This window comes from Nocardia vaccinii NBRC 15922 (genome assembly GCF_001613305.1).
Lineage (GTDB): Bacteria > Actinomycetota > Actinomycetes > Mycobacteriales > Mycobacteriaceae > Nocardia > Nocardia vaccinii.
In genome coordinates, this window is record NZ_BDCC01000033.1 from 280,927 (window position 1) to 300,677 (window position 19,751).

At 69.3% G+C, this 19,751-nt stretch carries 21 protein-coding genes; 13 read left to right on the top strand and 8 right to left on the bottom strand.

Going from position 1 to position 19,751, the window contains the following annotated elements:
* Positions 1-218: 218 nt before the first annotated feature.
* From NV1_RS22595 to NV1_RS22605, 3 genes are all read right to left on the bottom strand, one after another.
* Entirely contained in the window at positions 219-1,649 is a 1,431-nt protein-coding gene (locus NV1_RS22595; protein ID WP_084525632.1) for a DEAD/DEAH box helicase, read from the bottom strand.
* Positions 1,642-2,586, bottom strand: a complete 945-nt coding sequence (locus NV1_RS22600; protein WP_067894533.1) for a M56 family metallopeptidase — start codon at positions 2,584-2,586, stop codon at positions 1,642-1,644. Before NV1_RS22600 ends, NV1_RS22595 begins: the two co-directional genes overlap by 8 nt.
* 62 nt (positions 2,587-2,648) lie before the next feature.
* Positions 2,649-3,086, bottom strand: coding sequence for a BlaI/MecI/CopY family transcriptional regulator (locus NV1_RS22605; protein WP_067894535.1), 438 nt, complete (start codon positions 3,084-3,086; stop codon positions 2,649-2,651).
* Between the two features lie 195 nt (positions 3,087-3,281).
* Here NV1_RS22605 and NV1_RS22610 point away from each other — a divergent pair, with 195 nt between their 5' ends.
* The 6 genes from NV1_RS22610 to NV1_RS22635 all read left to right on the top strand — a co-directional run bounded on the left by NV1_RS22610 (position 3,282) and on the right by NV1_RS22635 (position 7,811).
* Entirely contained in the window at positions 3,282-3,977 is a 696-nt protein-coding gene (locus tag NV1_RS22610) for a hypothetical protein (RefSeq protein WP_067894537.1), read from the top strand.
* A 266-nt stretch (positions 3,978-4,243) separates the two neighbouring features.
* On the top strand, positions 4,244-4,633 hold the full coding sequence (locus NV1_RS22615; RefSeq protein WP_067894800.1) for a PaaI family thioesterase: 390 nt from the start codon (positions 4,244-4,246) through the stop codon (positions 4,631-4,633).
* Positions 4,634-4,711: 78 nt separating this feature from the next.
* Positions 4,712-5,014 carry an urease subunit gamma gene (locus NV1_RS22620; RefSeq protein WP_067894539.1) on the top strand — a complete coding sequence of 101 codons (303 nt, stop codon included), beginning with the start codon at positions 4,712-4,714 and terminating at the stop codon, positions 5,012-5,014.
* 48 nt (positions 5,015-5,062) lie between these two features.
* Entirely contained in the window at positions 5,063-5,374 is a 312-nt protein-coding gene (locus tag NV1_RS22625) for an urease subunit beta (protein WP_067894803.1), read from the top strand.
* A complete protein-coding gene (locus NV1_RS22630) occupies positions 5,374-7,095 on the top strand; it encodes an urease subunit alpha (protein WP_067894542.1) in 1,722 nt (573 codons plus the stop codon). The genes NV1_RS22625 and NV1_RS22630 overlap by 1 nt, the downstream gene beginning before the upstream one ends.
* A 53-nt stretch (positions 7,096-7,148) precedes the next feature.
* A complete protein-coding gene (locus tag NV1_RS22635; RefSeq protein WP_067894545.1) occupies positions 7,149-7,811 on the top strand; it encodes an O-methyltransferase in 663 nt (220 codons plus the stop codon).
* Between the two features lie 4 nt (positions 7,812-7,815).
* Here NV1_RS22635 and NV1_RS22640 read toward each other — a convergent pair whose 3' ends face one another.
* Positions 7,816-8,529: a TetR/AcrR family transcriptional regulator gene (locus NV1_RS22640; RefSeq protein ID WP_084525634.1), complete on the bottom strand. Its 714-nt coding sequence runs from the start codon at positions 8,527-8,529 to the stop codon at positions 7,816-7,818.
* Positions 8,530-8,618: 89 nt separating this feature from the next.
* Here NV1_RS22640 and NV1_RS22645 point away from each other — a divergent pair, with 89 nt between their 5' ends.
* The 6 genes from NV1_RS22645 (at position 8,619) to NV1_RS22670 (ending at position 14,531) form a co-directional block, all read left to right on the top strand.
* Positions 8,619-10,124 carry an MFS transporter gene (locus tag NV1_RS22645; protein WP_067894548.1) on the top strand — a complete coding sequence of 502 codons (1,506 nt, stop codon included), beginning with the start codon at positions 8,619-8,621 and terminating at the stop codon, positions 10,122-10,124.
* An 82-nt stretch (positions 10,125-10,206) separates the two neighbouring features.
* Complete coding sequence (locus tag NV1_RS22650) at positions 10,207-11,073, top strand: SDR family NAD(P)-dependent oxidoreductase (protein ID WP_084525635.1); 867 nt, start codon at positions 10,207-10,209, stop codon at positions 11,071-11,073.
* Positions 11,074-11,196: 123 nt separating this feature from the next.
* Positions 11,197-12,138 carry a CE1 family esterase gene (locus NV1_RS22655; RefSeq protein WP_067894551.1) on the top strand — a complete coding sequence of 314 codons (942 nt, stop codon included), beginning with the start codon at positions 11,197-11,199 and terminating at the stop codon, positions 12,136-12,138.
* A gap of 356 nt (positions 12,139-12,494) precedes the next feature.
* Positions 12,495-13,127 carry an urease accessory protein UreF gene (locus tag NV1_RS22660; RefSeq protein WP_067894554.1) on the top strand — a complete coding sequence of 211 codons (633 nt, stop codon included), beginning with the start codon at positions 12,495-12,497 and terminating at the stop codon, positions 13,125-13,127.
* 14 nt (positions 13,128-13,141) lie between these two features.
* Positions 13,142-13,855 (top strand): urease accessory protein UreG, encoded by a 714-nt coding sequence (gene ureG, locus NV1_RS22665; RefSeq protein WP_067894556.1) that lies wholly within the window; start codon positions 13,142-13,144, stop codon positions 13,853-13,855.
* Complete coding sequence (locus tag NV1_RS22670; protein WP_067894811.1) at positions 13,845-14,531, top strand: urease accessory protein UreD; 687 nt, start codon at positions 13,845-13,847, stop codon at positions 14,529-14,531. Before ureG ends, NV1_RS22670 begins: the two co-directional genes overlap by 11 nt.
* 207 nt (positions 14,532-14,738) lie before the next feature.
* Here NV1_RS22670 and NV1_RS22675 read toward each other — a convergent pair whose 3' ends face one another.
* From NV1_RS22675 to NV1_RS22690, 4 genes are all read right to left on the bottom strand, one after another.
* Positions 14,739-15,602: an SMP-30/gluconolactonase/LRE family protein gene (locus NV1_RS22675; RefSeq protein ID WP_067894558.1), complete on the bottom strand. Its 864-nt coding sequence runs from the start codon at positions 15,600-15,602 to the stop codon at positions 14,739-14,741.
* Positions 15,599-16,597, bottom strand: a complete 999-nt coding sequence (locus NV1_RS22680) for a zinc-dependent alcohol dehydrogenase (RefSeq protein ID WP_067894814.1) — start codon at positions 16,595-16,597, stop codon at positions 15,599-15,601. The genes NV1_RS22675 and NV1_RS22680 overlap by 4 nt, the downstream gene beginning before the upstream one ends.
* Positions 16,598-16,856: 259 nt before the next feature.
* On the bottom strand, positions 16,857-17,795 hold the full coding sequence (locus tag NV1_RS22685) for a U32 family peptidase (RefSeq protein ID WP_218027188.1): 939 nt from the start codon (positions 17,793-17,795) through the stop codon (positions 16,857-16,859).
* Complete coding sequence (locus NV1_RS22690) at positions 17,795-18,520, bottom strand: FadR/GntR family transcriptional regulator (protein ID WP_067894561.1); 726 nt, start codon at positions 18,518-18,520, stop codon at positions 17,795-17,797. The genes NV1_RS22685 and NV1_RS22690 overlap by 1 nt, the downstream gene beginning before the upstream one ends.
* Positions 18,521-18,596: 76 nt before the next feature.
* Here NV1_RS22690 and NV1_RS22695 point away from each other — a divergent pair, with 76 nt between their 5' ends.
* Positions 18,597-19,751, top strand: a complete 1,155-nt coding sequence (locus tag NV1_RS22695; RefSeq protein ID WP_067894563.1) for a mandelate racemase/muconate lactonizing enzyme family protein — start codon at positions 18,597-18,599, stop codon at positions 19,749-19,751.

Below are 19,751 nucleotides of genomic sequence, written 5' to 3' on the forward strand. Positions count from 1 at the left end.
TCGATCCGCATGTCCGAATTGCCGGAATATCCGGTGGCGCGCGTCGGATCGCGCGGCCGCGGTCGGGGCGACGCGGCTACCGGATGGGCTGGTCACGGTACGGGGCCGCCGTCGTTCCGGGAGGCGGAATCCGCTGTGGCACACGAGCCGGTGGCCGGCTCTTCTGTCGGCCGGCTCGATCGGTGCGCCGCCGCTGAGCGGATCGGGACGGCGGTCGATCAGCGGGTGTGGCGGCTGCGCCGGGTGGAATACGAACGGCCCGGGCGGGTTCGGCGGTGGCGGTCGCCGGGGTCGGTGCGGGGGGTCGGCGGGGGAGGCGGTGCGGTCGGGTCGGGGACCGGGGTGCCGGAGGGGCGGCGGGCTCCGGTGAGGTCGGCCAGGCGGCGGTCGCCGGGGCGGACCTCGGTGTGGGCGGGCCGAATTCCGGCGTCCCGCAGCAGTTGTTCGGCGGTCTCGCGTTCGTCCGCCGTGACGAGGGTGACCACGGTGCCGGTGGCGCCCGCGCGTGCGGTGCGGCCCGCACGGTGCAGGTAGTCCTTGGGGTCGGCCGGTGGGTCGACGTGCACGACCAGGGATATGTCGTCGACGTGGATGCCCCGGGCGGCGACGTCGGTGGCGACCAGAACCGGGGCCGAGCCGTCGGCGAATGCGGCCAGCGTGCGGGTGCGCTGGTTCTGGGCCTTGCCACCGTGCAGGACCGCCGCCGCGATACCGGATTCGCGCAGCCGCCGGACCAGCTTGTCCGCGCCGTACTGGGTGCGCACGAACAGCAGGGTGCGGCCCTCGCGGGCGGCGATCTCGGTGACCACCGCGCGCTTGTCGGCCTTGCGCAGATGCAGGAGGTGATGGGTGATGGCCGGGCTCGATCCGGCCTCGGCCGGTGACGCAGATGCGTTCGTGACGGCACCGGCAAGCGTGGCAGCAGGTTCGGGCGATGTCGTATTGTGCTGGAGCGCAATGGGATCCGAGGACTCATCCGTGGCGCCCGAAGGCGCCGCGCCGACCGCGTGCAGTACCGGCTCGCGCAGATACCGTCGCACCAGAACGTCCACCGCGTCGTCGAGGGTGGCCGAGAACAGCAGGTGCTGGCTGTCCGCGGGCAGCAGATCCAACAGGGCGGTGACCTGGTCGAGGAATCCGAGCTGGGCCATGTGGTCCGCCTCGTCCACCGCGACGACGCGGATGGCGTCGAGTCCGACCGCGCTCTGTGCGATCAGGTCGGCGAGCCGGCCGGGAGTCGCGATGAGCAGGTCCACGCCGCGCTCGAGCCGCTGGACCTGGCGGGCGATCGGGACGCCGCCGACCGCGCTGCCCAACCGCAGCCCGAGGGCGAGGGCCGGTTCGTCCAAAGCCGTCTCGATCTGCAGGGCGAGTTCCCGCGTCGGTGCGAGGACCAGCCCGCGCGGTCGTCGGGATGCGGAGGCCGCGCGGGTGAGCCGCACCAGCATGGGCAGGCCGAAGGCCAGGGTTTTGCCGGAACCCGTCGCGGCCCGGCCCAATACGTCGCGGCCGGCGAGAACGTCGGGAATGGCCGCGGCCTGGATCGGGAAGGCGGTCTCGAGTCCGGCGCGGCGCAGCGCCTGCACCAGCGGGACCGGCAGGCCCAGATCGACGAACCGCGGCGCGCGAACCACGCTCGGTTCAGGCACGGAACAGGCGCTTCAGCTCGACCAACCAGGGAATGGCCACCGCGAGAGTCGGCACCACCAGGATGGCCGCGGCCGTGAGATAGGCCGCCATCGCGATGCGCAGATCGCCGAGCGGGCCGGCCAGGCGCTGAATGCGGATGAGGGTGGTCGGCCCGCCGACGGCCATCGCGCCCTGCGGCGCGGTCGAATTCGAACAGGCCACCAACGCGCGGGCCAGCGGCGTCGCGCCGGTGACCTTGACCGCGGAATCGTCGGCGAGCAGTTCGATCAGCAGTTTCACCGAGTCGAGCGCGGATTTGCTGCGCACGAACCGGGGGAAGGCCTCGTGTGCGGCGGTGAACGCCTCGAGCACCAGATCGTGCCGGGCGCGCAGATGCGAACGCTCATGGCTGACGATCGCGGTGAGCTCCGATTCGTTCAGGCTGGTGAAGGTGCCCTGACTGAGCACCACGCGGCGGCGCAGGCCGGGCAGGCAGTAGGCGATCGGCTCGGCCGCAGCCAGCACGCGGATGTCCGCGGCGCGATGGCCGCTCAGATCGCCGCCCTGATCGAGCAGGTCGACCAGGATGCGATGACGGGTCCGGCGGCGCCGGGTGTGAATGCCGACCCGGACCACCATGTAGATCAGGCGGGCGCCGACCAGGAGGGTCAGCGCGAGGACGATCACGTAGGCCGACCACAGTGGCAGGCCGAGTGCGTGGATCTCCCGGGTGGGCGAGGTGGTCGGCCGCCCGTCGGGGCCCGGAACGAGCAGCAGGCTGGCGATGGCCAGACCGGAGCCGAAGGCGCTGAGCACCGCGGCCAGGGCGACGGCCTGCCACAGCACCAAAGCCGCCCGTGGCGTCCGGTACGGCCACGAGGCTCGACTGAGCAGGGCTGGGACCGGTCCCGCCAGAAGCAAAGCGAGACCGGCGAATACCGGCGCGGTTGCATTCATGCTCAGCTCACTGCGTTGTGGGGCCAGGGCCCGAGATCGCGGCGCGGGAACGCCGCAGCTTTCTACTGCGGCGGCGCGGCTCCCTCGTCGTCGGACACGTTGCGCGTGGTGTCGGACTTGGTGCGCGCGGCCTCGGTGGCTTCGAGCTTAGCGAGTGCCTCGCGCAAGGCGGCAGCCCCGTCGTTACCGACCTGTTCGACGAAGTGGACCAGGGCCGCGCGACGGCTGCCGACCTCGTCGGCCTGCTGCAGCGCATCGACCATGAGGCTGGCGACCAACTCGTCGCGGGTGTGCACGGGGGCGTACCGGTGCGCACGGTCGTCGCGCTGCTGGACGACGAGGTCCTTCTTCGCCAGACGCTGCAGAACCGTCATCACTGTGGTGTACGCGAGCTCGCGATGCGCCGCGAGGGCTTCGTGGACCTGCCGGACCGTCTGCGGTTGATCGGCCGACCACAACTGGTCCATGACCGCTTTCTCGAGTTCACCAAGACCTGCCATCCCTCGAGTTTACGGAGCCAACGACGCAAATGCGTACTACGGGCCGTCGTAACCAGCCGGTAACGTGTGGGATTTTTCATACGCAGGTCGTGGTGTCGAATCGCCCCTGGCCGATCCCATCCGTTGCCCGGTAAATCTGGTAAGGCTAACCTAATATTCTGTTCCGGTCCGCTTCGTTTCCCGAAGGAGGTTCGAATGTTCGAGCCGATCACCGCCTGTCCGCCCCGCCAGTGCGAGCCGGTATTCGGGCACGCGTGTCAGCGGCTGCGGGCACTGCAACCGGAACATCCGCGCGTCTACGCTGTCGCCGCGATGGCCGATCACGGCCGACGCCGCTGGTGGCGGCTGTCGGACGCGCTGGACGAAGGGCGTATCGCCCTGATGTACCGCCGCCACGCCGCCGAGATGAGCAGTGCCGATATCGCCGCGGAGGTGGTGGCGACGGCGCTGATCCATGCGGTGGTCGGCCGCGTGGTCGCGCTGCTGGTGGCCGAGGGGCGCGCCTGGGATCCCGGCCTCGAGAATCTGTGGGTGCATTCGGACAACGACGGCGGCATCGACTGGGCGGGCTTGTCCGACACCACGATTCGCGTCGTGGCGGGCGATCGGCTGGCGGGGGAGCCGGGGGTGGTGGTGCTGCCGTGCGAGCCGGCGTTGCAAGTGTGGCTGGCGCATCGCTGTTCGACCGCGCTGACGCTCGTGCAGGTCGCTCTGTGGCGCTGCGCAGGGCTGGCCCCGCGCCGGTTCTGGTCACTGGTGATCGAGAGCGTGGTCGGCGCGGCGACGTACGTGCCGGATCTGGCGGGCACCTCCTCGACGGCGGGTGCGGAGCGCGGTCGGGGTCTGCTGGCCGCGATGCGGGAACGCGGGCTGCCGATGCTTCGGACTTGATGAGTTAGGCAAGCCTGTCCTACACTAGGAGTGGCGTCGAGATCGAGCGAGAGTCCCGAGGGCTGCGGTCGACTCCCCGATCTGTTGCCGCGGCGGGTCCGGCTATCGTGCCGGGCCCGCCGCTCTCGTCTCCGGCGTGGGAATACCCTCGATCCCGTTCGTCCGACCCGCGAGCCCGGGCGTTAGCTGGGGTATGCAACTGTTTTCGCATGACAGAGAACGATCGGTCCGGGATCCGCTCGCTGGCGGATCTGACTCCCGAGCAGATGACCCGTTTCAGCGAGGGGAGTTTCTCCGATCTGATCGGATTGAAGTACACCGAGGTCTCGCCCGATCGCGTGGCCGGGGAGTGGGTCGTCTCCCCGCAGTTGCATCAGCCCGCGGGCATCGTCAACGGCGGTGTGTATTGCACCGTCATCGAGACGCTCGCCAGCGTGGGTGGCGGGGTCTGGTACGGCGATCGTGGATCGGTGGTCGGGGTGAACAACAACACCGATTTCCTGCGCGCGGTTCGCGAGGGCGTCCTGCGCGGTATCGCGACCCCGGTCCACCGGGGCCGGCTGCAGCAGCTGTGGCAGGTGGCGATCACCGACGAACAGGAGCGGGTGGTCGCGCGGGGACAGGTCCGGCTGCAGAATCTGCCCGTCGCCGACTGATCTGCGCGTCCGCGACGCGCGGTTACCCGGCCGACGTGCCAGAATGTGCGACACCGACAGATCCGCCGAGGAGTCCGCATGCGATTGTCGCCGCACGAGCAGGAACGGCTGCTGCTCAGCTATGCGGCCGAACTGGCCCGGCGTCGCCGGGCCCGGGGACTGCGGCTCAATCACCCCGAGGCGATCGCGATCATCACCGACCACGTGCTCGAGGGCGCGCGCGACGGGCGCACCGTCGCCGAGTTGATGGACTCGGGGCGCGCGGTGCTCACCCGCGAGGACGTCATGGAGGGCATCCCCGAGATGATCGCCGATGTGCAGGTCGAGGCAACCTTCCCGGACGGCACCAAACTCGTCACCGTCCACCACCCGATCGGCTGAGCCGGCGTGAGTCACGACGATTCCGCCCGCGAGCGCATCGGCACGGGCCTGGTGCCCGGCGAATTCCTGTATGCCGCGGAGGCCGTCGAGATCAACGCCGGTGCGGACCGGATCGAACTCGAGGTGGTCAACACCGGAGATCGGCCGGTACAGGTGGGTTCGCACGTACACTTCCCGCAGGCCAACAAGGCTTTGCGGTTCGATCGGGCGGCCGCGCACGGCCGTCGCCTGGATATTCCCGCGGGTACCGCGGTGCGCTTCGAACCCGGTCTGGGACAGCGTATTTCGCTGGTTCCGCTGGGTGGTGCGCGCGAGGTGCACGGCATCGGTCTCGACGCACCCGGAAAGCTGGACGCCTGATGGTCGAATTGTCCCGTGTCCGTTACGCGGAGCTGTTCGGGCCCACCGTCGGCGACCGGATTCGCCTGGCGGACACCGATCTGCTGATCGAGATCACCGAGGATCGTTGCGGCGGACCGGGAATCGCCGGTGACGAGGCCGTCTTCGGCGGCGGCAAAGTGCTGCGCGAATCCATGGGGCAGGCCCGCGCCACCCGCGCCGAGGGCACGCCGGACACTGTGATCACCGGTGCCGTGATCGTCGACCACTGGGGAATTATCAAGGCCGACATCGGTATTCGCGACGGACGCATCTGCGGCATCGGCAAGGCGGGCAATCCCGACACCATGGATGGCGTCCACCCGGATCTGGTGGTCGGCGCGGGCACGGAGATCATCGCGGGCAACGGGCGCATCCTCACCGCGGGCGCGATCGACTGCCACGTGCACTTCATCTGCCCGCAGCTGCTCGAGGAGGCGCTCGGCGGCGGTATCACCACCATGATCGGCGGCGGCACGGGCCCGGCCGAGGGCAGTAAGGCCACCACGGTCAGTCCCGGCGCGTGGCATCTGGGCCGGATGCTCGAGGCCACCGACGGCTGGCCGGTGAACATCCTGCTGCTCGGCAAGGGCAACACCGTGCGGCACGAGGCGATGTGGGAGCAATTGCGCGGCGGTGCGGGCGGATTCAAGCTGCACGAGGACTGGGGGACCACGCCCGCGGCGATCGACGCCTGCCTCACCGTGGCCGATGCGGCGGGCGTCCAGGTCGCTTTGCACTCGGACACGTTGAACGAGGCCGGATTCGTCGAGGACACCCTGGCCGCCATCGCCGGCCGGGCCATCCACTCGTATCACACCGAGGGCGCGGGCGGCGGGCACGCGCCCGACATCATCACGGTCGCAGCGCATCCCAACGTGATGCCCAGTTCGACCAACCCGACCCGCCCGCACACGGTCAACACCCTGGACGAGCATCTGGACATGCTCATGGTGTGCCATCACCTGAACCCCTCCGTGCCGGAGGATCTGGCCTTCGCCGAGAGCCGGATCCGGCCGTCCACCATCGCCGCGGAGGATCTGCTGCACGATCTGGGCGCGATCTCGATGATCGGCAGCGATTCTCAGGCCATGGGCCGCATCGGCGAGGTCGTCATGCGCACCTGGCAGACCGCGCACATGATGAAGCGGCGTCGCGGCGCGCTGCCCGGCGACGGCGCCGCGGACAACAACCGGGTACGCCGGTATATCGCGAAATACACCATCTGCCCGGCGATAACGCACGGTCTGGACCACGAGATCGGTTCGGTCGAGGTGGGCAAACTGGCCGATCTGGTGCTGTGGGAACCGGCATTCTTCGGGGTCCGTCCGCACGCGGTGCTCAAGGGCGGCGCGATCGCGTGGGCGGCCATGGGCGATGCGAACGCCTCGATTCCGACCCCGCAGCCGGTGCTGCCGCGACCCATGTTCGGCGCGGCGCCCGCGGTGACCGCCGGCACCGCACTGCATTTCGTCTCCGAACAGGCGATCGAGGCGGGCCTGGCCGACCGGTTGCGGGTGAACCGCCGATTGGTTCCGGTGGCGAACGTCCGCCGGCGCGGTAAGGCGGATCTGCCGCACAACGACGCCATGCCCCGCATCGAGGTCGATCCGGACACCTTCACCGTCCGCGTCGACGGAGAGGTCTGGGCCGAACAGCCCGCCGCCGAATTACCGATGGCGCAACGGTATTTCCTGTTCTGACCGCGAAGTCCGGCACGCCGCCGATCGGGGCGCGAAAGTGGCAGACTGCGATCATGACGAATGCCGCATGGGACGACGTGGATCGCTTTCTGGTTTCGACCCTGGTCGGGCACGGGGACGACAATGTGCTGCAAACGAATTCGGCCGCCGGACTCCCGCCGATCGACGTATCGCCGGCGCAGGGGAAGTTCCTGCATCTGATTGCGCGGTCGATCCGAGCGCGGCGGGTGCTCGAGATCGGCACGCTCGGCGGGTACAGCACGATCTGGCTGGCGCGGGCCGTCGGCGAGGACGGGCAGGTGCTGAGCCTGGAGTTCGAACCGCGGCACGCCGAGGTCGCTCGCGAGAATCTGGACCGGGCCGGGGTCGGCAAGCGGGTCGAGATCCGGGTCGGTGCCGCCCTGGACAGCCTGCCGGTGCTGGAGCAGGAGCAGCCCACGCCGTTCGATCTGGTGTTCATCGACGCCGACAAGGTCAACAACGCCAATTACGTGCGGTGGGCGTTGCGCCTGACGCGCCCCGGATCGGTGATCATCATCGACAACGTCGTGCGCAATGGCGGTATCGCCGATCCGGATTCGACCGACGAGGCGGTGCGCGCCAGCCGTGAGGTGATCGAACTGCTCGGCGCCGAACCACGGCTCGAGGCATCGGTCCTGCAGACCGTCGGCAGTAAGGGCTGGGACGGATTCGCCTATGCCGTAGTGGTGGAGTAGCCGCTTACCGGCCCGCGGCGAATCCGTCGCACAGTGCGGTCAGCCCGGTGCGCAGCAGCTGTACCGGGTCGAGGAGATCGCCGCGGCCGGTCCCTTCGAGCGGAGCCAGGCCGGGCGGGGTCGGCCAGCGCGGTGAGCCTTCGAGCAGCGCGTCGAATGCCGAGGTGTCCTCGTGGTCGCTCTCGCGCTTGGCCAGCATCGCGGCACTGACCTGTTGCAGGGCGATGCCGGAGATATAACTCCACACCGCCAGGGACATCCGCGTGGCCTCGTGCGGGTCATCGGTGAGTTCCGTGAATCCCTCCACCAGCCAGGCCAGGCACGCCAGGCTGTGCGGGCCGAAGTTGTAGCGCGGCACCGCGAAGGTGAACAGCACCCAGGGATGTTGCTGATAGAGCCGCCAATCGATATCTGCGGCGATGCGCACCCGGTCGCGCCAGGTCCAGTCCGGCTCCGGCGCGGGATAGGGGTTGCGGCGGGCCACCTCGTCGGTCATCTCGGCCAGCAGGGCGTCCTTGTTCGGGACGTGCCGGTACAGCGACATCGCGCCCACGCCCATCCGGTCGGCGATGCGACGCATCGATAACGCGTCCACCCCGGCCTCGTCGGCCAGCGCGATCGCCGTGTCGACGATGCTCGCGCGGGTGAGTTTCGGCTCGTGGCCGCCCGTCTCCCGGCCGCTGCCCGCCTCGGAGTCGCCGCGCGGTGCTGTGTTCACTGCGTTACTCGCTTTCGTTTACCCAGCCGGGTGCGTACGCTGTACCCAGGCTATCGCGTACGTCGTACGCGCGATTCGAAGGATAGGTGATGAGCGAGACAGGCACCGGTGTGCCCGCGACGGCGCGGCGCGCCTGGCTGGGATTGGCAGTCCTGATTCTGCCGGTACTGCTGGTATCGATGGATATGTCGGTGCTGTACCTGGCCATGCCGACGGTGACCGCCCACCTGGCTCCCGATGCCACTCAGCAGCTGTGGATCCTGGACATCTACGGATTCCTGATCGCCGGACTGCTCATCACCATGGGCAATCTGGGCGATCGGATCGGGCGGCGGAACATCCTGCTCGCCGGGGCGTGCGTGTTCGGAATCGCCTCGGTACTCGCGGCGTTCGCGCCGAATGCGGGCGTGCTGATCGCGGCGCGCGCGTTGATGGGCGTCGGCGGGGCCACGCTGTTGCCGTCGAGCCTGGCGCTGATCTCGAGTCTGTTCCCGGATCCGCGTCGGCGGGCCGCCGCGATCGGGGTGTGGACGGCCTTCTTCGCCGGCGGGTCGGCGGTCGGGCCGCTGATCGGCGGTATGCTGCTGCACCAATTCTGGTGGGGCGCCGTCTTTTTGATCAATACTCCGGTGATTCTGGTGCTATTGGCGCTCGGGCCGTTCGTACTGCCCGAACATCGGGCGGCGGGCCGGGGGCCGCTGGATCTGCTCAGTGTGGCGATGTCGATCGGCGGCATTCTGCCGGTCGTCTACGCGGTCAAAGAGGCCGCGGCGGAAGGCGTCGACCCGATCACGGTGCTGATCGGACTGGCGGGCGTGATCGTAATGGTGGCCTTCGTGCGCCGGCAGCGTCATCTGGCCGAGCCGCTGCTGGATCTGAGCCTGTTCCGGCGCGGCCTGTTCTCCATCGCGATCGGGTCCTCCATGGCAGGGATGATGTCGCTGGCCGCGATGAGCTACCTGACCAGCACCTATCTGCAATCGGTCGCCGGGCGCGACGTGCTGTCCGCCGCGCTGCTCGGTATTCCGGCGGCCGCGGTGGTGTTCGTCTGCGCGATGGGCGGTGCGCGGGTGGCCCGCCGGCTCGGCACTCGCACGGCCTTCGCCTGCGCGCTGGGCCTGGCAGCGCTGGGCAACCTGATGCTGTCCGGGCTCGGCGTCGACGGCGGGATCGCCTGGTACGTAACGGGTTCCGCGGTGGCAGGTCTGGGCTATGGCACGATGTTCACCCTGGTGTCGGAGGTGTCGGTCTCCTCGGTGCCGCCCGAACGGGCCGGTTCCGCGGTCGGAATCTCCGAGACGAGTTTCGAATTGGGCAATGCGCTCGGCCTATCGCTACTGGGATCGCTTGCGGCACTGGTATTCCGGTCCGGCGGTGACTACGAGCCGACACTCGGGGAGACCGTCGCCCGGGCCGGTGCCGATACCGGGCTCGTGCGTGCCGCGCGCGGTTCGTTCGTCGACGGTATGCATGTGGCGACCACGGTCGGCGCCGCCCTGCTGGGGGCGATGGCGGTGGTCGCACTGTTCGCCGGGCGCGGACGCGCGGCGCGTGCGGAGCCGGAATCGGCCGTCGAGGCGGCCGCTGCGGGGTGATCGCGCGGAGCGGCCGATGCGGCCGGTTCGCGGCGGGCCCGTTTCGAGCGCGAAGATCAGGACCGCGATTTAGAGTCGAGTCGTGAACGACACCTCGTCCGCGAACGGCCGTCCATTCGCCGAACGGCTGGCGACGCGTCTGCTGTATCCGACCTCGCGCCCACGCAACGATGCGCTGCGCACGGCGGTATCCGGCCGGATCGTCCTGGTGACCGGAGCCTCGCACGGCATCGGCAAGGAGACCGCGCTGAAACTCGCGGCCGCGGGTGCGACGGTGCTGCTCGCGGCGCGGTCGCTCGACGAGATGGAGGCGGTGGCCGCGGAGATCGCCGCGAGCGGCGGCATCGCGCACATCCACCGCGTCGACCTGACCGATATGGACGCCACCGAGCGGCTCGGCCGCGATCTGCTCGACGAATACGGGCACGTGGATGTGGTGATCAACAATGCGGGCCGGTCGATTCGGCGCGCGATCGATCAGTCCTACGACCGATTCCACGATTTCACCCGGACCATCGATATCAACTATCTGGGCCCGGTCCGGCTGCTGCTCACCCTGCTGCCGAGTATGCGCGAGCGGCGCGAAGGCCATATCGTCAACATCTCCACCTGGGGTCTGCGGATGCCACCGGCCCCGCGATGGGCGGCGTACGGCGCGTCGAAGGCGGCCTTCGACATGTGGTTGCGCACGGTGGCCACCGAGATCGCCGCCGACAATGTCACCACGACCTCGGTGTACATGCCGCTCGTGCACACCAGGATGAGCGCGCCGACCGATTTCGGCAGTATGCCCGGCCTGACCGCCGAGGAGGCCGCCGATGTCGTCTGCCACGCCGTCGTCGCCAGACCCGTCGAGATCTCGCCCTGGTGGACCGGGCCGCTACAGGCCTGGACCGACCTCACCCGCGGCCCGGCCCAGCGTCTGATGTCCCGCACCTTTCGGCGCTGAATACGTTGGCGCACAGCATGAGTGCGCTCCGGTAGGCGGCGCACCCGAGCGGTCGGCTGAAAATTCCCTGAAACCTGTCGTCGGGCGATTGTTTTCTCACCCGGGACGTTGTTTGTTGATGGCATGTCGGTTCCGTGGACAGTTCGTGCGGCCGCCGCCGCGGCCGTGGCTTCGCTGATCACCGTCGCCGGGTGTGCCGTCGATCCGGGGCAGAGCTGGACGCCTGCCGCCTCGACGGCGACCGTGGTTCCGGCGGGTTCCTCGACGCACACCATCACGGTGGGCGGACGGGTCCGCACCTACCACCTGTACCGTCCGGCGACGGTGTCCGGCCCCGCGCCTCTGGTGGTGATGCTGCACGGCGGATTCGGAACCGGTAGCCAGGCCGAGGCGTCCTACGGCTGGGATCGGCACGCCGATTCGGCGCGTTTCCTCGTCGCCTACCCGGACGGGCTCGCCCGAGCGTGGAACACCGGCGGCGGCTGTTGCGGCATCCCCGCTCGCGACGGCGTGGACGACGTCGGTTTCCTCACCGCGATGGTTCGGCAGATCGAGAACAGCACCGCGATCGACACTGCCCGCGTCTATGCGACCGGAATCAGTAACGGCGGAATCATGGCCTACACCTTGGCCTGCCGCAGCGACGTGTTCGCCGCCATCGGCCCGGATTCGGCCACCATGCTGGGCGCCTGCGACGACCCGCGGCCGCTGTCGGTCCTGCACGTGCACGGCACGGCGGATCACAACATCCCGTATTCCGGCGGCCCAGGGCAAGGACCCGCACGCATCGACGGTCCGGCAGTGCAGGCGGTCGCCGCGACGTGGCGACGCGTCGACGGTTGCTCCGCACCGACGGTCACGACCCGCCCGCCGGTGACCACGTCGACGGCGTCGTGCGCTGCCGGAAAGGCGGTCGAGCTGATCACCATCGATGGGGCCGGCCACCAATGGCCCGGTGGTCAGCCCAACACCCCCGCCGAAAACCTGCTCCGTCTCGACCCACCGTCCACCGCGCTGGACGCCACCGCCGTCATCTGGCAATTCTTCGCCACCCACCCGAAGTAGCACGTCGAAACAGCGACGACGGGGCAGCCGAACAGCTGCCTCGTCGTGCCGTGCCGCCGATCTCACCTCGCCGATGCCGCCGGACCCGCCCGCGCCGGTCGACATCGGTGGCGAAAATTTCGCCGGCGCTCGACCCGCTTCGGCCGATGCCGTCGGTTGCTTGCGGCGAACGGTGCGCCACAGCCTTCGCGCATCGAGGACAAGTGGGACTTCGTGCTCGGCCCGGTGCGGCGGATCTCATCCACTTCGCGGGCATGCTCTGCCCGACGGGGCGTGGGCGGTGTCACTCGGCTGCGCGGGCGGGTACCGGTGCCGGGCACATAGGATCGGGTGATGTACGACCCGGGTCCGTGCCGATGAGTCTGGCGACGCTGTTGACGCTGGCCGACTCGCGGCTGCCGGTGGGCGGGCATGTGCATTCTGGTGGGGTGGAGGAGGCGGTGGCCTCCGGGCTGGTGCGCGATGTGGCGACGCTGGAGCTGTATCTGCGGCGGCGTATTCGCACGTCCGGGCTGGTGGCCGCAGCACTGGCGGCGGCGGTGTGCGCGGGGGAGTGGGATCCGCGGCGTGCCGAGGAGGAGGCGGATGCGCGTACTCCCGCACCGGCCGCTCGGGCTGCCTCGCGGGCTCAGGGGCGCGGTATGCTTCGTCTAGCGAAACAGGTTTGGCCGCAACAGGATTGGCATGAATTGGGGGCGCGGCCGCATCTGTCGACAGTATTCGGTGTGGTCGGCATCGCGGCGGCGGCGAGCCCGCTGGAGATCGCCGGTGTGGTCGCCTACACGACCATGACCGGCGCCGCGACGGCCGCGCAGCGACTGCTGGCCTTGGATCCGGCCGCGGTGGCCGCCAGTACCATCCGGCTCGCCGAGTTGTGTGATCGGACCGCGGCCGAGGCGGCGCGCGGTCCGGCCGCGGCATCCGATCCACTGCAGGATGTGCTCGCGCAGCGGCACCCGGACCGTCCGATGCCCCTGTTCGCCTCCTGAAAGGAGATAACCCCATGCCCCCACATCTGATCGACGGTGAACCGCACGATCACGCGCACGACCGGCCCAAGCGTGTGCGTTCGGCGGGCGAGCCGGTGCGGATCGGCATCGGCGGTCCGGTCGGGTCCGGAAAGACCGCGCTCACCGCGGCACTGTGCCGCCAACTGCGCGACGAACTGTCGCTGGCGGTGCTGACCAACGACATCTACACCACCGAGGACGCCGATTTCCTGCGCCGCCACGCCGTCCTGCCCGACGAGCGGATCACCGCCGTGCAGACCGGCGGCTGCCCGCACACCGCGATCCGCGACGACATCACCGCCAATCTCGACGCCATCGACGATCTGATCGAGGCCAATCCGCCGCTGGATCTGATCCTCGTCGAATCCGGCGGGGACAATCTGACCGCCACCTTCTCCTCCGGTCTCATCGATGCGCAGATCTTCGTCGTGGATGTCGCCGGTGGTGACAAGGTGCCGCGCAAGGGCGGGCCGGGCGTGACCTACTCGGATCTGCTGGTCATCAACAAGACCGATCTGGCCCCACTGGTCGGCGCGGATCTGACCATGATGGAACGTGATTCGGCCGCGGTGCGCGAGGGGCGCCCGTTCGTATTCACCTCCCTGACCCGGGATCCGGCCGCCACGCCCGTACTCGACTGGGTGCGCGGACAATTGCGTGCGATCGCGGAACGCGATGCCGCCGCGGGTGCCGGTATTGCGCACTGAGGTACGGATCGTGGCGAGTCCCCGTGTGCTGCCACGGATCCATGCCACCGGCGGACTCGCGGCGCGACGTACCGGACCGGACGTCGTCCATCTGATCGGAACGGCCGCAACACCTTTGGGTGGCGACGAACTAGACATCGCGATCGTGGTCGAACCGGGCGCCCGGCTGCGGGTGCGCTCGGTGGCCGCGACCATCGCCCTCCCGGGCCGGGCGACGCTCGTATCGCACGCGCACTGGTCGTTCGAGGTCGGCGCGGGCGGCGCACTGGATTTCGATCCCGAACCGACCATCGTCGCGGGCGGGGCGACCCACGAAACCGTCAGCACCGTCCACCTGGCCGACGACGCCCGCCTGCACCTGCGCGAACGCGTCCAGATCGGCCGCACCGGCGAGTCGACCGGCCACTGGCGGGGCGACCTCATCGCCGATCTGGACCGGACCCCGCTACTGCGCCACCGCCTCGAACTCGGCGAGAACGCCGCCACGGACGACGCGCTCTCCGCCCCGCGCGCGATCACGAGCGTGCTCCGTTATCCGGACGAAAGACCCGCACGCACAATGGGTTTGGACGCCGCGCTGCTCCCGCTCGCGACTGGTGGCTCGCTGTACACGTGGACGGGCCAACGGCTGTCCGACGAACCCGTGGCGATGACCGTCGCGGCCGCGCGGGCCTGAGTCGGGATCTGCGCGTCCGATCACCACTCCCGGCATCCATACCTCGCCGCGTTCGAGCCGACCGCAGGCGACCTCGCGAAAGGTGGTGCGACCCTTAGGATTCGTCGCCTTCACGAAGCTCGGTCTGGACCCTGCTGCCGTCGGCTCTCCGGCACGTCCTGGCGTCGGGCACGCTCACCGGCACGCCGACGACCCGACTGCGAAGGATCAGATCGCTCCTCGGTAGGGGAGGGTTGGCAGGCCCGGGACGCCGGGAGAGGCGCGGAACAGGGCTCCGGCGGCGGGTTGGGTGGCGGGGTCGATGCCCTGGCGGGAGGTGGTGATATACAGGTCGGTGTGGGCGGGGCCGCCGAATGTGCATGCGGTGACCTGGGATACGGGCAGGTGCACGATGTCCAGGAGGTTGCCGTCCGGGGAGTAGCGGTGGACCGCGCCGCCGCCCCACAGGGCTACCCAGACAGCGCCTTCGGCGTCGACGGTGAGCCCGTCGGGGGAGCCGCATTCGTCGGGGATGCGGATCGCGGTTCTGCGGTGGGACAGGCCGGATTCCGGGCTGTAGTCGAAGGCGTCCACACAGTGGGTAGGGGTGTCGGCGTAGTAGGCGGTGGCGCCGTCGGGGCTCCAGGCCAGGCCGTTGGAGATGGTGACATCGGTGAGTTCGATGTCGACGCCGGCGTCCAGGTTCAGGCGGTACAGCGCGCCCGCGCCGGGGGTCTCGGCGTATGCCATCGAACCACAGTAGAAGCGGCCCTGGGGATCACAGCCGCCGTCGTTCATCCGGATACCGGGATCGGACCACAGCTCCGGCAGGGGAGTGATTCGCCCGAGGTCGTCGTCCGCCAGGGCGAAGCCGCGTTCCAGGGCCAGGACCACGCCGCTCTCGGCTCGCGGACGCAGTGCGGCAGCGACCGTGCCCACCGGGATGCGGCGGAGTTCGCCTGTGCCGGAATCGAGTTCGAGAACGTCCCCGGCGAGCATGTCGACCCAGCGCAGACCGGGCCAGCGGTCGCACCAGACCGGCCCTTCGCCGTGCTCGGCGATGGGTGCGGTGAGCTGTTCGACGGAAATCACGGCCGCAGCAGCACTTTCACCGCCCCGCCCGCGCGCAGCGCCCGCAGTGCGGAATCGACCTGTTCGAGCGGGAATTCGTGCGACACCAGCGGCGCGGGATCCAGTGCACCCGCGGCGAATGCGCGCACCGCGTGAGTCCAGGCGCGTCCCGGCGCGCCGAAGACGGTGTACAGGGTGATCTGGCCGAGCACCAGATCGGCCGGGGAGATCGGATCCGGTTCCGCGGCAGGGATTCCGGTGAGCACCACGCGACCTCCGCGACGTACCAGAGAGGTGGCCAGGCGCGCGGTCCCGATCCCGCCCGCGGCCTCCAGCCCGACGTCGTACCGCCGGGAGTCCTCGACCTCGGTGCTGAAATGGGTTGCCCCGCAACGCCTGGCCAGCGATTCACACTCGGCCCGTCGATCGATGACGGTCAACTCATCCGGCCGGACCGCCGCCACCAGTTGGGTGATGAGCAGTCCGAGCGTCCCCGCCCCGACCACCACGACACGCTCACCGGTCCGCACCCCCGCGCGCAGACATGCCGCGGCGGCACAGGCGGCGGGTTCGAGCGCCGCCGCGGCACGCAGATCGGCGCCGGCGGGCAGCGTGTGCAGCAGCCGTGCGGGCAACGTCAGATAGTCCGCCCAGGCTCCGGGATGGGTGAATCCTGTCTCGGCGTACCCGTTCGCACACAGATTGGTGTCGCCACGCCGGCACGCATCACAGCGCAGACAGGACCGAAAACCCTCTCCCACAACGGGTTTACCGATCAACTCCGGATCGACATCGGCGCCGACCTCGGCCACCGTCCCCGACCATTCGTGCCCGGGCACGACCGGATACCGCACATAAGGCGCGGGCCGTGTCCCGGCGACGACCTCGAGATCGGACCCGCAGATGCCCGTCCACGCCACCCGCACCATCGCCTCACCGGGGCCCGGCGCCTGCGGCGACATCGGCACCACCTGTACCTGCCCCGGCGCATCCACCCGGACCGCTCGCGATGACATCAGTGCGCTCCCGTCGCCAGGAACCGTGTGCTCGGCCGGCACTCCGACGTCACTCGGGCAGCCGGACCGCGCCATACCCGAAGTTCAGCGGGAGTGTCGAATGCCGCGCGCGACGTACCCGAACCACGGCGGCAACCGAATCGCCGACCGGAGCTGGGGTGCGTTGTGTCGCGGGCGAATTGCCGACACAGGTTCCGGGACCGCGAATCCCCCTCTGGGCGGACAGGCATGCTGGAGTCGGATTGCGATGCGCGCGTGATCATTTCACGTCCTCGCCGACAGGAACCGCCAGCCCGTCCGCGCCGAGTTCGGAGGTCACCGCACCGGGAGCGAATCTTCGCAGCAGATCCAATCCGATGCGTGCGCGGCGGACCCGCTCGCGCCCCAATGCCACCGCCGTCGCCTCGAGATGCGTCCCGCTGGGGTAGATGTTCGGGGCGTTGCGCAGACCGAATTTCAGGTACACCGGGGCTGCGACCCGGACGAGTTCGGCGATCTCGTAATGCCGGACGAAGCCGCCCTGATCGTCGGGAGCCTCCACGTAGATGTCCAACGGGATGTCGACCGCGCGCCGGATCTCGGCGAGCTGGGCCAGGCTCAGATCGGTCGGGACGTTGTAGGTGTTCGCTCCCAGATCCTGCGCGATCCGGATCGCGGCCGGGTTCGCCAGGCCCATCTGCACGCTGATCTTGAATTGCATATCCGCGGGCAGATAGCCCTGCTCGCGCATCCGCGCGGCGGAGGCGAGCACCCCGATATCGGTGATCAGCACGCTGCGCAGGCCGAAGTTCGCGGCCCGCTCGATATCCAGCAGACAGTGCGCGAGCTGCTCGGCCCCGCGCGCCTGCGCACCGACCGCACCCGCGCCCGAGGCCGATGCGGCTGCGCCGGTACCCCATCCGGCCAGCGGCCGGGCGAACAGACTGACCTCGACCGGTTCCGCGGCGCCCCGCGCGGCCATGGCCGACAGTTCGTCATCGGTGAGCAACAGTACGCCGCTGCCCTGCGAAATGCGGTGCACCCGCACGTCCCGGGCGTGAGCCTCGTCCAGGACGGCAGCCAGCACCACGGGCCCCTCCACGCTGGGGATCTCTACCCGGTACTGCGCACCGTCGGGAAAACGCTTCTCGCTCGCGGCCGGCGCGGGGCCGTCGCTCTCCGACATACCGCTCGCCCGGAGGAATTCTCGTACGGACATCAGGACTCCGTTCGGGCCGCCATCGCATCGGCCGTCGTTTCGATGAGTTTCCGGCACGCGCGCGCGGCCGCGTCGGGACGGCCCCGGCGGACCGCGTCGAGCACCGCGCGATGCATCGGCAGGGTCCGCTCCACCCCGCCGGGCAGTTCACTGGTCGCCTCGAGGCCGTGTTGCAGCCCGGACTCCAGCAGTCGCCCCAATTGCTCGACGAGCTGATTTCCACTGGCCCGCAACAGCGTCAGGTGGAAGGCGAGGTCCGCGGCGACGAACTCCTCGCTGTCCTGTGGCAATCGCGCGGCATGTTCGGCCATCGCCTGGTAGGCGGCGCTCATCGCCTCGACCTGTTCGGGATCCACCCGCTCGGCGGCCAGGCGGGCCGCGCCCGGCTCGACGATCAGGCGCAGTTCGAGCAGATCACGCACGAACGCCGGATCGGTGTTGTGCCAGCCGATCACCTGACGGTCCATCAGATTCCAGGACGAGCGGGGCAGCACCCGGGTGCCGATCCGCGGCCGCGGATCGACCAGCCCCTTGGCGGCCAATGCCTTCACCGCCTCGCGTACCCCGCCGCGGCTGACGCCCAGCTGGGCGGCGAGATCGGATTCGTTGGGCAGCTGGGAATTCTCGGCGTAGACACCTGACACCACCCGCTCGCCCAGCCAATCCACCACCCGGCCGTGCATCGTGCGATGCCTGCCCAGTGGACCGGCGGAGAAAGTATTCATGACTAAATCATCGAATGATTGGATGGTAAAAGTCAAAGCGTTGTATCTTCGAACCGACTGCACGACAGGACATCTGATGAAGATCACCAAGCTCAGCACGCACGTTCTCGGCACGGCGTGGCGAAATCTGACGATCGTCGAGGTCCACACGGACGAGGGCGTGACCGGGCTCGGCGAGGTCCGCATGCTCAATCACACCGACGCCTTGCTGGGCTTTCTGGCCGAGGCGACCGACAACCACATCCGCGGCAGTGACCCGTTCGAGGTGGAATCGCTGGTGCACCGGATGATGCGCCTAGACTACGCGCGGGCCGGGGAGATCGCGATGTCGGCGCTGGCGGCGGTCGAGATCGCCTGTTGGGACATCCAGGGCAAGGCCCTGGGCGTGCCGGTGTACCGGCTGCTCGGCGGTGCGGTGCGCGATCGGATCAAGGCCTATGCCAACGGCTGGTACCAGGTCGAGCGGACTCCGGAGCAGTTCGCCGCGGCCGCGCAACGCGTCGTCGCGCGGGGATATCGCGCGATGAAGGTGGATCCGTTCGGTGCGGGGATGTTCGAGCTCGACCGCACCGAGACCGCCCGTTCGCTCGAGCTCGTGGCCGCCGTGCGCGAGGCGGTCGGGCCAGAGGTCGAGCTCATGATCGAGATGCACGGACGGTTCAACCCGGCCACCGCGATCCGCCTGGCCGGACTGCTCGAACCGTACGATCCGGCCTGGCTCGAGGAACCGGTGCCGCCGGAGAATCTGGCCGCCCTGGCGAAAGTGGCCGCGCACACCTCGATTCCGATCGCGACCGGTGAGCGCATGCACACCCGATACGACTACCGCGAACTGTTCGCGCTGCAGGCCGCGGACATCCTGCAGACCGATATCACCCACTCCGGCGGGCTGTGGGAGGCGAAGAAGCTCGCCGCCGCCGCGGAATCGCACTATCTGCTGATGGCCCCGCACAACGTCGGCGGACCCATCTCCACCGCCGCCAATCTGCACCTGGCCGCGACGACGGTGAACTTCAAGGTGCAGGAACATTTCAACGATTTCGCCGACGTCTTCGTCAAGGACTGCGCACCCGGACTGCCCGAGGTGGTCGACGGATACTTCCCGCTGCCGCAGGGACCAGGCCTGGGCGTCTCGCTGGATTACCAGGCGCTCGCGCAGCATCCGCGAAAGTCGGTGAACTTCAACCTGTTCAGCTCGGGCTGGGAACGTCGCCAGGCCGCCGAGAGCTGA

Excerpts from the sequence above, each read along its gene's own strand:
- NV1_RS22600 (WP_067894533.1), bottom strand. The coding sequence starts at position 2,586 with ATGAATGCAACCGCGCCGGTATTCGCCGGTCTCGCTTTGCTTCTGGCG.
- NV1_RS22605 (WP_067894535.1), bottom strand. The coding sequence starts at position 3,086 with ATGGCAGGTCTTGGTGAACTCGAGAAAGCGGTCATGGACCAGTTGTGG.
- NV1_RS22610 (WP_067894537.1), top strand. The coding sequence starts at position 3,282 with ATGTTCGAGCCGATCACCGCCTGTCCGCCCCGCCAGTGCGAGCCGGTA.
- NV1_RS22615 (WP_067894800.1), top strand. The coding sequence starts at position 4,244 with ATGACCCGTTTCAGCGAGGGGAGTTTCTCCGATCTGATCGGATTGAAG.
- NV1_RS22620 (WP_067894539.1), top strand. The coding sequence starts at position 4,712 with ATGCGATTGTCGCCGCACGAGCAGGAACGGCTGCTGCTCAGCTATGCG.
- NV1_RS22630 (WP_067894542.1), top strand. The coding sequence starts at position 5,374 with ATGGTCGAATTGTCCCGTGTCCGTTACGCGGAGCTGTTCGGGCCCACC.
- NV1_RS22635 (WP_067894545.1), top strand. The coding sequence starts at position 7,149 with ATGACGAATGCCGCATGGGACGACGTGGATCGCTTTCTGGTTTCGACC.
- NV1_RS22645 (WP_067894548.1), top strand. The coding sequence starts at position 8,619 with ATGAGCGAGACAGGCACCGGTGTGCCCGCGACGGCGCGGCGCGCCTGG.
- NV1_RS22655 (WP_067894551.1), top strand. The coding sequence starts at position 11,197 with ATGTCGGTTCCGTGGACAGTTCGTGCGGCCGCCGCCGCGGCCGTGGCT.
- NV1_RS22660 (WP_067894554.1), top strand. The coding sequence starts at position 12,495 with ATGAGTCTGGCGACGCTGTTGACGCTGGCCGACTCGCGGCTGCCGGTG.
- ureG (WP_067894556.1), top strand. The coding sequence starts at position 13,142 with ATGCCCCCACATCTGATCGACGGTGAACCGCACGATCACGCGCACGAC.
- NV1_RS22680 (WP_067894814.1), bottom strand. The coding sequence starts at position 16,597 with ATGTCATCGCGAGCGGTCCGGGTGGATGCGCCGGGGCAGGTACAGGTG.
- NV1_RS22685 (WP_218027188.1), bottom strand. The coding sequence starts at position 17,795 with ATGTCCGTACGAGAATTCCTCCGGGCGAGCGGTATGTCGGAGAGCGAC.
- NV1_RS22690 (WP_067894561.1), bottom strand. The coding sequence starts at position 18,520 with ATGAATACTTTCTCCGCCGGTCCACTGGGCAGGCATCGCACGATGCAC.
- NV1_RS22695 (WP_067894563.1), top strand. The coding sequence starts at position 18,597 with ATGAAGATCACCAAGCTCAGCACGCACGTTCTCGGCACGGCGTGGCGA.